This window comes from Mesorhizobium sp. M7A.F.Ca.MR.148.00.0.0 (genome assembly GCF_003997735.1).
Classification (GTDB): Bacteria; Pseudomonadota; Alphaproteobacteria; order Rhizobiales; family Rhizobiaceae; genus Mesorhizobium.
The window spans coordinates 20,855-33,476 of record NZ_RZTB01000064.1 but is presented as its reverse complement, the minus strand read 5'-3'; the positions used below and the strand labels follow the sequence as shown (position 1 = coordinate 33,476).

Below are 12,622 nucleotides of genomic sequence, written 5' to 3'. Positions count from 1 at the left end.
GCTAGCGATCCCACCAGTTGAGTTGCTCCAAGTCGGTGTCTAGCTTTCTACATTCTGTGTCCGACGCTGGACAAGAATGTGGCAATCCCGACCAGTAAGTCAGCACAGGCGCCACCTGTTGCCCAGCAAAACGGCAAGGATTATCGAAAGACGAATTCGGCACGGAGCTTGCACCAACGATTGCATGCAAATGCCGACAGCATCTCATGAACGGTCTCTCGATTCTGGCGCGGTTAAATCGCGGCCGGTTCCAGATCATGTCCCGCCCGAAATGGTGAGGGACTTCAACCTGTTTGCGTCGCCCGGCATGTTGCCGACCGCTAACGGGGATCCGCATGCAGCGGTTGCTTGCGTTCATGCCGGGCCTCCGATCTTTTATTCAACCAGCAACACGCGCGACGGTCGGGGTACCTGGGTCATCACTCGCGCGAGCGACCAGCGCCGGGTGCTGCAGGACACCGAAACGTTTTCCAGCCATCGCAGCATCTTCGCCTCTGTGCTCGGCGAGAGCTGGCCGATGATCCCGCTTGAGCTCGATCCGCCATTCCACGGTGTTTTTCGCTCACTGCTCAATCCGCTGCTTTCGCCAAAGCGGGTAATGGCATTGGAGCCGGCTGTCCGGGAACGAGCGATCAAGCTGATCGACAGGATCGCCGCATCAGGCACGAGCTGCGACATCATGAAGGATTTTGCAGTTCCGTTCGCGGTCAATATCTTCCTTCGCTTTATTGGGCTTTCGGACAACGGACTAGAAACATTTGTCGGCTGGGCTAGAGATCTGCTCCACGGCGATAAGGAGCAACGACCACCCGCAGCCCGGGCGATCGTGGCCTTCATCGACGAACTTGCCACCGAGCGCCGCAAGGAGCCGGTCGATGATTTCATGACCTTCATCGTGAAGGCAAAGGTCGAGGGTCGTCTGCTCAGTGACGAAGAAGTCCGTGGCATCGGCGTGCTTGTGTTCGTCGCGGGACTCGACACGGTCTCAGCAGCCATATGCTTCGACTTGGCCCATCTCGCGCGCAACCCCAAAGATCAGGAATTGCTACGAAGCGAACCTGACCGGATTGCCGTCGCTGCGGAAGAATTGCTGCGCGCCTATTCGACCATTCAGATGATCCGAGTGGCAACGAAGGATGTCGACTTCAAAGGCGCGCCGATCCGCAAGGGAGATTATGTTTCCTGTGCCACGATGATTGCCAATCGTGACCCGGCGGAATTCGAATGCCCGAATGAGATCGATCTGGCGCGCGAGGACAACCGGCACGCTGCCTTTGGCTATGGTCCCCATCGTTGTCTTGGCTCACACCTTGCCCGGCGGGAGATTGTCATTGGCCTGGAGGAGTGGCTGGCGCGCATCCCAGCCTTTCGGATCAAGACAGGGACTGAACCTATCACCTTCGGCGGCCATGTGTTCGGGATCGAGAATCTGATCCTGGACTGGTCCTGAAGTTTCAGCCCACGACATTGGAGTTCGCTATGCGTGTCGTCGTACATAAAGCCAGATGCCAGGGTCATGCGCGCTGCTGGGCGCGGGCGCCGAGAGTCTTCAAGCTTGATGACGCCGGCTACATCTTGCCCGGTGATATTGATGTTGCCGATGGGGAGCAACTGCTTGCCTCAAAAGGGGTACGAGCCTGCCCCGAACAAGCTCTGGAAGTTGACGAGCCCCCCGCTAACTCAGTTGTAGAGAGAGACACACGCAAAGTGCAGACTGGCATCGGGAAGGACAAAACAATCATACAATTCGCGACAGACCCTGTCGACCACGCGAAAATTACCGAACTGCGTGACCGAGAGGCGATCCGCAACTGCCTGTATCGGTACTGCCGCGGGATAGACCGCGCCGATGAGGCGGCGCTGCGTAGCGCATACTGGCCCGAAGCGTATGACAGGCACGGTCCCTATTGCGGACCGGCAGAGGACTTCATCCAATTTGCTCTCGGTCTGCCGGGGCACCGTAACATCCATCAAATCACGAACAGCCTGATCGACTTCATCAGTTCAGCAGAGGCCGCGGTCGAGAGCTATTTCACCGCGCTGCAACGCGGACCGGATACAGACCAAGAAATACGTCAGACGCTGCTTTGCGGCCGTTACTGCGATCTGTTTCAGAAGAGGCAGGACGAGTGGCGAATTGCGGAACGGACAGTCGTCTACGATTGGGTTGAGGAGCAAATCCCGCCAGCGATTCTTGAGGCAGATAGGTTCGGCCAGCGACAGCCGATTGGAGCACCACATCCAGACGATCCCATCTACCAGTTGCTCAAGGGTCACATCCCCACCGACCAAGATGGCGTCGAGGGTCCCCAACTGGGAGCTGCATAAGTGGGTAGAAATGGAGGATGAGCGCCCTACGGGAACGACATCTGTGTGGGGCCGCAACTGGCGGTCACTGCAACGATTTGGCTCGGCCCTTCATTCCGCCCAAGGTTGATGGGCTGAGATCACAAGCGGTCATCGTGGAGAAGCTCTCGTGAAACTGGCAGCACGCACCGTAATCATCACAGGCGCTGCGGGCGGGATCGGCCGTGCCCTGGTCGATATCCTTGCCGCGGACGGAGACACTGTAGTTGCGGTGGACCTTCCGGGCAGTGGTGTGGTTGAACTGGCTCGGGATCTCGGGTCGCCGCACGTCGGTCTGGAGTGCGATGTGTCGCGAGAGAAAGACATGCTCTCACTTTTCGGCCAGGTCGAAGCACGCTTCGCGCAAATCGATGTCCTCATCAACAATGCGGCGGTTGGACCCACGATGGATAGGATCATCGACACCGCTGTCGATACCTTCCGACGCGGCGTGACAGTGAACCTTATTGGGCCATTCGTTATGGCCCGGGAAGCGGCGCGGCGCATGAAGCCGGGCGGTGCGATCGTCAATGTGGCTTCGATGGCGGGCGTGGTCGGCAATCCCAGGCGCAACGCCTACGCAGCCTCGAAAGCTGGCGTGATCTCGTTGACAAAGTCCCTTGCATGCGAGTGGGCTATGCGAGGAATCCGCGTCACGGCGGTGGCGCCGGGCTCCGTCCGCACCCCAATGGTCACAGAACTGGCACGCGCTGGCAAAATGGACCTCGCGGCGATACGCCGCCGCGTGCCGATGGGGCGCTTGGCTCGCCCCGACGAGATCGCCAGGGTCGTGCGTTTTCTGAGCAGCACGCAGGCGCGCTACATCACCGGCTCGGTGCTGGCAGTCGACGGAGGCTGGATGTCATTCAACCAGCCGGGGGATGCTCACCCGCCGGTGGATGGTGCGCTCCAAGCCGAGCTCTCCTGTCCGGCCGAATGCACAGATGCGCGAATCGTGCTCGTCACCGGTGGCGCAAAAAGCATTGGCGCGGCCGTCGCTCGCCGCTTTGCCGCGAACGGCGACACCGTCGTGATTGCTGATAAAGATGGCACTGCAGCGGCAGAGCTGGCTACATCGCTCCCCGGCAAGCATCTGGCGAAATCGCTGGACGTGGCCGTCGAGAGCGATGTGGTGTCGATGTTCGAAGAACTGAGGGGACGCTTCGGGTATATCGATGTTCTGGTCAATAGTGCTGATACCGCCGACAGGATTGTGCCTGCGATCGAGCAACTGTCGAAACAGCTCGAACACGTCCTGGATGTCAACCTTACCGGCGCCTTCACCTGCGCGCGCGAAGCGATCAAGGCTATGCGCCCGGGCGGCGTGATCCTCAATCTCGGGTCGATCGACAGCTTTCTGCCGTTCGCGCCGCGCCATGCCTACGGCGCCTCCAAGGCGGGGATGGATATGCTGACCCGTTGCATGGCGGCCGAACTCGGGCCGGTCGGAATTCGGACAGCCACCGTCGCTCCTGGCCACATCCGCACGCCCGCACTTGCTCAGTTGGCCAAAGCCGGCCGCATCGACCTGACAGCAATCGGACGACGCATCCCCATGGGCAGGATGGGACGGCCAGAAGACGTCGCAGATGCATCGTTCTTCCTTGCTTCGTCTGACGCCTCATACATCAACGGCTCGATCCTCTACGTGGACGGCGGCTGGACCTCGTTCGGTGATGCGGGAAACGCCAGCGAGCTCTATGACGAATGTTTTGCGGAGGCGGCAGGTTAATTGCCAGGCCTTCGCAGGGCGACCGGCCGAGCATTATGAAGCCTCGGCTCCACGACGCACCTGAGGTGCTTGAGATCCAAGCATGTGCATGCCGAGCACATTCCCGGTCGGCTGACGTGTCTATAACGAGGAGAAATCATGGAATTTGCCACTTTCATTCTGGCCGCCCAGCGTGGCTATCACCAATCCTCAGAAAGCGTCATCCGCAACTCCATCGAACAGGCCGTCGCTTCGGAGCAGGCTGGGTTCAACACCGCGTGGTTTGCTGAGCACCACTTCAACAATTACAGCCTCATACCATCCCCGCTGATGATGGTGGCGCACTGCGCCGGCTTGACAAGCACGATTCGCCTGGGCACTGCCGTCTGCGTGCTGCCGCTTTACCAACCGCAGCGCCTGCTGTCCGAGATCGGCTTCGCCGACATCGTTGCGAACGGCCGTCTCGAGCTCGGCGTAGGCTTGGGATACCAGCAGTTCGAGTTCGAACGGTTCGGCGTGGACATCGATGAGGCGCCGGCCGTCTTTTCGGAATACCTGGACATCATTCTCAAGGGCCTCAACCAAAACGTCTTCGAACACGACGGCCAATATGAGAAGATCCCCCCAACAGCGATTTCGGTCCGCACAGTCCAGCAGCCGACGCCGCCTATCTGGATCGCTGGCGGAGCCGCACGGATGGCTCGGGCCTACCGCGAGGGGCACAATTTTTTTGTCACAGCCTTCCACGACGGCTTAGAGACTTTGACCACACTGCGTGAATCAGTCGAGAGGGCGGCGGCATCCGAGGAAAAGAACGTCACCGACGTCAAGATATCGCTGCTGCGCTGCTGCTATGCCAGCCACGACGAGTTGGAGATCAACAGCTATCTCGACAATGCCCGCTTCCAGCGCCGGCTTTCTGAAGCCCTGCATCAGCGCCGCCAACAGAGCCACGATGGCTACCTGCTGCAGGAGACACCGACCCAGCAGGATCTGTCCTTCGAGACCATGCGCAAAAATTTGCCGATTGGCAGCGTAAATCGCGTGATTGATCGCCTGCTGGAAGAGATCGATATCTTGAAACCGGACCAGATCGCAGTTCAGACTCAATTGGGCGACTTCGACCAAAAGACGATGCTGCGCCAGATCGAGCTCTGGGGCGACAAGATCATCCCTGCGGTCAACAAGGCGCTTTGTCATGCCGGAAGCTGAAGCCGGCCGTTACGATGATGGCTGCCTATCCAGCGCGCAATGGCGTGGGTCCGAGCTAGGGAGGAGCTTCGATCAGCATGTGCTGCCCTGCGTACATTCACGTTCGCTTGAGGAGGTCCAGGCGGGCGAGGTGTTGGCGACGGAGGGGACAGGCCTTTCGTCTGTCGAATTGCGTGATGTCTTGGCCGCAACTTTCCCGTCTACCTCCAGCAGCGTATTCGCTTTGGAGGAGTTGAGCGAGCCCGAGCCGGAACTGGAAGAGGAGCTGCTACGCCGGCTGCTGCTAGCGCATGCTGCGCCGGCCGACCCGGCGAGCGGCCGCTTGGCCAAGATCATCGCCCGGCGTGCGATGCGCATGGACCATCTTTGGCGGGATCTTGGCCTCTCAAATCGCGCTGAGCTCAGCCGCCTGCTTGCCAGACATTTTCCCGCGCTGGCGGCAGGCAACACAGAAAACATGAAATGGAAAAAGTACTTTTACCGCAAGCTGTGTGAGGCCGAAGGCTTTTCGTCATGCACAGCACCCAGTTGCGGGGAATGCCATGACTTCGAAAGCTGCTTCGGCCCGGAGGAAGTTGAGAGTTGCCTCTCGCCGACCACGAATGTCGGTTAGTCACTTCGCTTGATCGCAGCTGCGGACAAACGCTTATCGCGGCGCCGTCGTATGGAGGAAGGGATGTTCATCGCCTCGCGATATTTGGTGACGGTACGGCGAGCGACATCGATGCCGGTCTCCTTGAGTTGAGCAACGATGTCTTCGTCGGAATGTACCTTGTCGAGCGATTCTTCGGCTATGATTGCCTTGATCCGATGGCGGACAGCTTTGGCGGAGTGCGCATCGCCGCCCTCGCAGGATGCGATTGGCGCAGCGAAAAAATACTTCAGCTCGAACACCCCGCGCGGAGTTAACATGTACCTGTTCGAAGCCACCCGGCTTACCGTCGACTGGTGCATGCCGATCTCGTCAGCGACATTTTTGAGACAGAGAGGCCGCAGATGGGCGGCGCCGTGTGTAAAAAAGGCATCCTGCTGGCGCACGATTTCGGTCGCAACCTTAAGGATCGTCTTAGCGCGCTGCTCGAGGCAGCTGATCAGCCAGTTCCCTTTTTCCTGGCAATGGTCGAGAAACGCTTTGCCTTCCGGATTTTGCTTGGTCAGCTGCGAGATTTCGGCGACATAGGTTTGGTTAATCAACACTTTGGGCAGCGTGGCCGGATCAAGCTCCACCCGCCATCCACCTTCGGACGAGGGCATTACCCAGACGTCCGGTACGATGGTTTCCGGCGTCCCGGACTGGAACCGGTCTCCAGGCTTGGGATCGAGCGCGCGGATTTCGTTCCTCATGTCGAGGAGATCCTCCTCGTCGACTCCGCAACGCTGCTTCAATCCCTGAAAATCCCCCCGTGCAAGCATCTCGAGATTGGCGACCAAAGCTGCCATAGCCGGGTCGAACCGGTCTTGCTGGCGCAGCTGAATCTCCAGGCATTCGCTGAGAGTTCGCGCAAAAATGCCCGGCGGATCAAATTGCTGCAAGATTCCGATGACCCGTTCCACATCAGCTTGCCGAACGTTTAACCTCCTGGCCAGATCGAAAAGGTTTACCTGAAGATAGCCAGTGTCCTCCAGATGAGCGGCGAGCTGTCCGGCAATCAGCCGCTCCTGGGGGGTGAACGGGGTGAGGGCGACCTGGCGGGCGACATGGTCGTGCAATGTTTCGGTGTGGGCGGTAAACTCCTCGACGGCAGGTCGATCGTTGCCGCTACTGCGTTGCGACTTCCATTGCCCGCGCCCGCCAGACGGCCCGCCAATGGGCGATTCGCCGATTTCGCTTCTGCTTTGACTGCTCCGCTGATCCACCCCTGGCAGCGGCGAATCGTCGTCAAACGGGTCAGGCTTCAAAACGGGGTTCTTCTCGAGTGCCTGCTGCACGAGCTGATGGAGTTCAGTATGCGTCAATCGCAGCAAGCGAATAGCTTCAATGGCTTGAGGCGATAAGACCATACGTTGCTTCTGGCGTTGAAGCAGGCTTGCTGAGAGATGCATGTTGAACCGTGATCTGCCGAGGAGGCTCTAGTGTGTGCTTGGGTTGTGTGAGACTTTCCACTTCTGGGTCATGCCGCCGCCTTCAATTTGTCGAGAACGTTTTGCGGGGATGAAACGCCATAGGGGTCCGTCTCGCAGTTGTCACAGAAGCCTTCCTCCTCGAACCACTGCTCCACCACGCCATCGTCGATCAGAGCGGCGTATCGCCAGGAGCGCATGCCAAAGCCCAGATTGTCCTTCGCGACCAGCATGCCCATTTTGCGCGTGAACTCGCCCGACCCGTCTGGGATCAGCTCGATCTTCTGCAGCCCCAAGGACTTTCCCCACGCATTCATGACGAAAGCATCGTTGACCGAGACGCAGTAGATCGCGTCAATTCGCAGTTCCAGAAATTGATCATAGAGTTTTTCGAAATCGGGCAGTTGGAAGGTCGAGCAGGTCGGGGTGAAGGCGCCAGGCAGCGAGAACAGGATGATGCGCTTGCCCCCGAAATAATCGTCGGAGGTCTTGTTCTCCCACCGATAAGGATTTGGCCCCCCGATCGACTCATCGCGAACACGCGTGCGAAAGGTCACGAGAGGAACGTTCTTTCTATAGGTCATTGATTTGCTTCCAGGCCAAAGTGGTACGGTGCATTTTTCGGTTAAACTGAAGCGGCATCGACTTCGGTCGACAGTTCCGGCAGCCTCGCGCCTTGGCGTGGTTGCCTCGGACCGGTCTTGTGCAAGACCGCCCCCGAGCAGGCACGTTTAACGGCGACGAGCTTCCGCGGAGACGGGGAATTTTGCTCGCGTGCTTTATCGAGCTTTGAGAGGTAGGCATGGTCTGCAACCGTGATTTTGACTGCGTTCTATCGACCGAGTCGCAAGCGCCATGCCAATTGACCCGATGCCTTGGGTTCACTTCGGTTTTTGCAGCAACTTTCGTGTTGTGCAGTAATGCCGGTCGATATTATTGCTCAAGCAGCACTGGAAATTGGGTGCGACTCCGTTCGGCAAACCCGGCCTTTGTCCGAAGCCGGACACGAATGTCGGAAATAGCCAAACGCCAGGATCTGGGGCGGGTTAAGAAACGTTGCCGTGGGCACCGGCTTCAGCACAATTGCGCCACGCGAGCATGGCTCCCAGCGTCAATGCCGTGCAGCAGCGAGACGAAGTCACTGCAGAATATCAACCTCTGCGAAGTCGTTGAAACCCAGCATGTGCGAGCCGTTCGAGGCGCAGATCAAGGCATGCTCGAGGAAGAGCTCGTGCTCTCGGCAGCAAGTGTTGCGACGTCTGACAAGGATCGTCGCGCTTCAAGGAAAAGAACCTGAATGGTGCACGGCTTGTGAAGGCCGGCGCATGGAAATGGCTGGGCTGATCATCCTCCATGAGGGTTGAATGAAGAGCTGGCCCCTATCTCCCTCAGCTGCAACGGGGGGAGATAGGGCATGTCCGTCTATCGCGCTGGGTAACATTCCTCGGTGATGCAATAAGGGGGAGCAATTTCTCATTTCGGCAGACACGACCCAGCTCTCCTTTCATGCGCTGATTCCCCCAGGGGAAATCGCGACTCCAGGCTTCCTATGCAGCGAATCGCGGTGCTGTCCGATGTCCGACAATGTCGGATGCGGATCGTAGCTGGGCTAGATCCGTCACTTTGCCTCGATGGTTTCCCACTGGCCTTATATCTGCTTCGCCCAAATGCGGCGACATAACCTGTGCGGCATCTGTGAATGGATCGACTTCAATCCAGACCTCGGAGGTCCCGATGCGCGAAGGGAGCTTGCCGATATGACGGCCACCATAGCGAACCACGGTCCGGACGACGAGGGGACTTGGATCGGCGGGCCTGCGGCGCTGGGACACCACCGCCTGGCAATCATCGATATCAGGGCGGCCGCCAGCCGAGGATGCTCCAGGAGGATGGCCGACCTGACTTGGTGCTCGTCTACTCGGGTGAGACTTACAACTACCGCGAGCTGCGTCAACAGCTGGCCGGCCTAGTCCATCGCATGAACACGAGCAGTGACACCGAGGTGGTGCTGCACCGCCCCCGCGAGTGGGGCTCTTCGGCGGGTACACTTTTTTCACGAAATCCGTGAATGTTTCTCGCGACATCATCCCGCAATCGGTGGTGCAGCGGGTGAAGAGCCCGTATCCGGCTATCCAGAATGCCGCCTACGACAAAATACTACGTACGCGGTTCACTGTGATGCTGGACGACCTAGTGCCGGCAGTGGCACCGCTGTTGTCCGTCGACAGGTCCCGCGCTTGCTCGGTGCGACCAACAACCTTAAGCGCTAGGGCGTAACCTGACCCTGCAAGATCTCCTCACCGACTATAAGGTGCGCCTCACGATCTGAGACGATGGGACAGGATGGCTAAGGAGGTGCGCCGTCTTGCATGCCCCGCCACCGAGGCGAACCCTCTTGGCTACGCGCGCCACCAGCGACGCTCCATATCGTCAGGCCTGCGTCTCATGCTCAGATGAGCCGGTATTTGGCTCTCTCATCAGCAAACCGAGAGAGCCCATGCCAAGACGGAAGCAAGCAAGACGAACGAGCGTCAGAGATATCCTGCGCCTGACCCATAAACAGGGCAGTCCGGTGGGCCAAGGTGGCAGAGCAACTGAGGTTCGGCAAGACTTCGGCTTCCACCTATCTGCGGGCGCTGGAGACGGGCTGTCGTGCAGGCCCTGCATGCGGCTTTGAGGACGATGCGATGTTGAAACACCGTCTGTTGCGCCGAATCGGCCGTCGGCCACACGTTGGGTCGTCATCAGGTTCTCGACAGCTTCCCGGTGTCAAATCCAAACCGTGGTCGGCGATCCCCACCAGGGTGGGAAGGCAGCGCTGATATAGCCGAACGTCGATCAAGTCACGATCAACTATTGCCTCATGTCACATGCCCTGCGGGACTGAAAAACGGAGAAGAACATGTGCGATGCAAAACTGAAGACCGTGCTTTCTCTTTTTTCGCCGGTGGCCAGCAAATTAGATGCTCTCTCGTCCAACGGACCAGCGACGGATGCAAATTGCGTTAAGCTAAATACGAACGAGAACCCGTTTCCGTTGCCGAAGAGCGTAATGCAAAGTGCAATTGCTGCGATCGAACACCAGTATCTTTATCCGGAAGACGACAATCTCAGCTTAAGGGCAGCTGCCTCCGATGCTTACGGATTTTCCAAAGATCAGGTGATTGCCGGCAACGGTTCGTCGGAGCTGCTCGGACTCATCTACAGAGCTTTCCTCGCCCCAGGAGATAGAGTGGCAATGCTGTCGCCCGGATTTTCGTTCAACCGTAAACTTGCCATGTTGCAGGGTGCCGAGTTTCTCGAAATCGCATCGAGCGAAGCTCATCCCCTGCCGATAGAAAAACTGCTGTCCGGCCCCGCAAAAGACGCGAAGTTCATTCTGTTGGCTAATCCGAACAATCCGACCGGAACATTCGTGCCGGTGGCCGAAATCGAACGCCTTGTGGAGCAAGCAGATCGCTTGGTCGTCTTGGATGAGGCCTACGTTGACTTCGCACCCGACAATGCCCTGCGCCTCGTCAATAGACATCCGAATCTTTTGATCTTGAGGACTTTTTCAAAGAGCTATGCTGCCGCTGGCGTGCGAGTCGGCTTCGGTTTCGGTCACCCAGAAATCATTGGCAGGCTGCGCAACATCCAGAATGTCTTCAACATGAACGTGATCGGGCAGGCGGTCGGGAAAAGCATTCTTGCGCATCGCCACGCCTACGAAGAGAACCACAGGCACATCAAGCATGAACGACAGCGAGTGACCCTGGCGCTGTTGCAACTTGGCTTTTCCGTAACACCCTCCCACGCAAACTTTTTGCTGGCCCGTGTGCCGGCGGGACAGGAGGGCTCATGCTGGCAAGCCGCGTTGAAAGAGCAGGCGATCCTCATCGCCAGCTTTCCTGACGTAGATTTGAAGAACTGTATTCGCGTCAGCATTGGCACCACAGAGCAGATGGACAAATTCCTTGCTGCCGCCGAACGCGTCTGTATGAACTTTAAGAAGAATCGCGGTGCTCACAAGCATGAAGTCGATTCACATCAAGCACCAAGTAATGATATGTCGTGAGCTATGATGATTAGCGAATAAATATAGGTAATTTGGAGAACAATTAATTGAAGAAAATTTCCGCTTCGGGCCTGACCTTCGGCATCTTCGATCATCTGGACGAAAACGGCGATGACATCGCACAACAATATGCAGATCGGCTGAGCCTAGCAGAAGCGTGCGATGGCTATGGCTTTTATGCGTATCATCTCGCCGAGCACCACTGTACGCCGCATGGCAGAGGTCCATCACCGAATTTGTTCTTAGCGAGCGTCGCCCAGCGAACCCGCAGTCTTCGTGTTGGTCCCATGGTAATGCTACTTGCGCTCTATCATCCGCTGCGTGCCTTCGAGGAGATCTGCATGCTTGATCAGTTGAGCGGCGGCAGGCTTGAACTCGGCATAGGGCGCGGCTCTGCTCCCACTGAATTGGGATACTTCGGGGTTGCTGTAGAAGCAGCACCAGAACAGTATGCGGAGGCCAGTGAGATTCTCATCAATGCGATGAAAGGCGGGACGCTTTCTTATCAGGGCCGCCACTTTGAGTTGAAAGATGTTCCGCTGACGTTGAGACCTCACCAATATCCCCATCCGCCGACATGGATCGCCACCAATCGACCCGAGCCGGCTAGCTGGGCCGCTGCGAATGGGGCAAACATCGCCTGCGTCGGACCTTCCACTTCTGTTCGCAGCGTTACCGACGCGTTCCGCGCCGCCCGAATTCACGATGCTGACATTGGCCAGCAAGCGCCATTTCTTGGATTGCTCCGAATGGTGGTGATAGGGCGTTCTGAAACAGATGCGTATTTGCTCGCAGCACCTGCCTATGAACGATGGCTCAATAGCTTCAAATTTCTATACGAACTAAATGCCATTTCCACTCCACCAAACTTGCCTTTGAACTTCGATGCAGCAATTGAAAGTGAATTGTGCGTCGTGGGAACGGCAGATTCTGTCCGAAAAGCTCTCCTTGATCAGCTGGAAGAGGCAGGTGCTAATTATCTTCTGTGTCAACTGGCATTTGGGGATTTGCCGCTGGATGCCTCACTATACACCGCATCGGCCATTCGATCCGAAATCATGGCTCGAGTTGCCGCATCGTGAATCCGTCGTGTGATTGGAGGAGCAGCGGCAGCGCTGCTCCTCATTGCGAAACGGTTGTGGGGGCCGGACTCCTGTGTCAGGTGTAAACCATTGGAGCACGTCCTATCTGATCCAGGTCATATCCTGCGGCTTTGAAGTAGTTGGCACATTCGG

9 protein-coding genes and 1 pseudogene are annotated in these 12,622 nt (G+C 57.8%); 8 read left to right on the top strand and 2 right to left on the bottom strand.

Translation table 11 applies throughout. The features are described 5' to 3' along the window. Positions 1 to 271: 271 nt before the first annotated feature. The 6 genes and pseudogenes from EOB49_RS21525 (at position 272) to EOB49_RS21505 (ending at position 5,882) form a co-directional block, all read left to right on the top strand. Positions 272 to 1,450, top strand: a complete 1,179-nt coding sequence (locus EOB49_RS21525; RefSeq protein ID WP_164781757.1) for a cytochrome P450 — start codon at positions 272 to 274, stop codon at positions 1,448 to 1,450. A gap of 29 nt (positions 1,451 to 1,479) precedes the next feature. Then, positions 1,480 to 1,602 (top strand): annotated as a pseudogene (locus EOB49_RS37805) (ferredoxin); the annotation flags it as partial. A gap of 138 nt (positions 1,603 to 1,740) precedes the next feature. Beyond that, positions 1,741 to 2,328 carry a nuclear transport factor 2 family protein gene (locus EOB49_RS21520; RefSeq protein WP_245463580.1) on the top strand — a complete coding sequence of 196 codons (588 nt, stop codon included), beginning with the start codon at positions 1,741 to 1,743 and terminating at the stop codon, positions 2,326 to 2,328. Positions 2,329 to 2,476: 148 nt separating this feature from the next. Further along, positions 2,477 to 4,078: an SDR family oxidoreductase gene (locus EOB49_RS21515; protein WP_063169384.1), complete on the top strand. Its 1,602-nt coding sequence runs from the start codon at positions 2,477 to 2,479 to the stop codon at positions 4,076 to 4,078. A 138-nt stretch (positions 4,079 to 4,216) separates the two neighbouring features. After that, a complete protein-coding gene (locus tag EOB49_RS21510) occupies positions 4,217 to 5,269 on the top strand; it encodes an LLM class flavin-dependent oxidoreductase (protein WP_024505249.1) in 1,053 nt (350 codons plus the stop codon). Further along, complete coding sequence (locus EOB49_RS21505; protein ID WP_127382168.1) at positions 5,256 to 5,882, top strand: nitrogen fixation protein NifQ; 627 nt, start codon at positions 5,256 to 5,258, stop codon at positions 5,880 to 5,882. Before EOB49_RS21510 ends, EOB49_RS21505 begins: the two co-directional genes overlap by 14 nt. On the opposite strand, the gene rpoN is transcribed toward EOB49_RS21505, so the two are convergent. Then, positions 5,879 to 7,312, bottom strand: a complete 1,434-nt coding sequence (gene rpoN / locus EOB49_RS21500) for an RNA polymerase factor sigma-54 (RefSeq protein WP_127382167.1) — start codon at positions 7,310 to 7,312, stop codon at positions 5,879 to 5,881. The two genes, EOB49_RS21505 and rpoN, sit on opposite strands and share 4 nt — an antisense overlap. A gap of 68 nt (positions 7,313 to 7,380) precedes the next feature. After that, positions 7,381 to 7,914: a peroxiredoxin gene (locus tag EOB49_RS21495; RefSeq protein WP_024505252.1), complete on the bottom strand. Its 534-nt coding sequence runs from the start codon at positions 7,912 to 7,914 to the stop codon at positions 7,381 to 7,383. Between the two features lie 2,318 nt (positions 7,915 to 10,232). On the opposite strand from EOB49_RS21495, the gene hisC reads away from it, so the two are divergent. Next, entirely contained in the window at positions 10,233 to 11,387 is a 1,155-nt protein-coding gene (gene hisC, locus EOB49_RS21485) for a histidinol-phosphate transaminase (RefSeq protein ID WP_127331192.1), read from the top strand. 47 nt (positions 11,388 to 11,434) lie between these two features. Further along, positions 11,435 to 12,469, top strand: a complete 1,035-nt coding sequence (locus EOB49_RS21480; RefSeq protein WP_095484287.1) for an LLM class flavin-dependent oxidoreductase — start codon at positions 11,435 to 11,437, stop codon at positions 12,467 to 12,469. Positions 12,470 to 12,622: the final 153 nt, after the last annotated feature.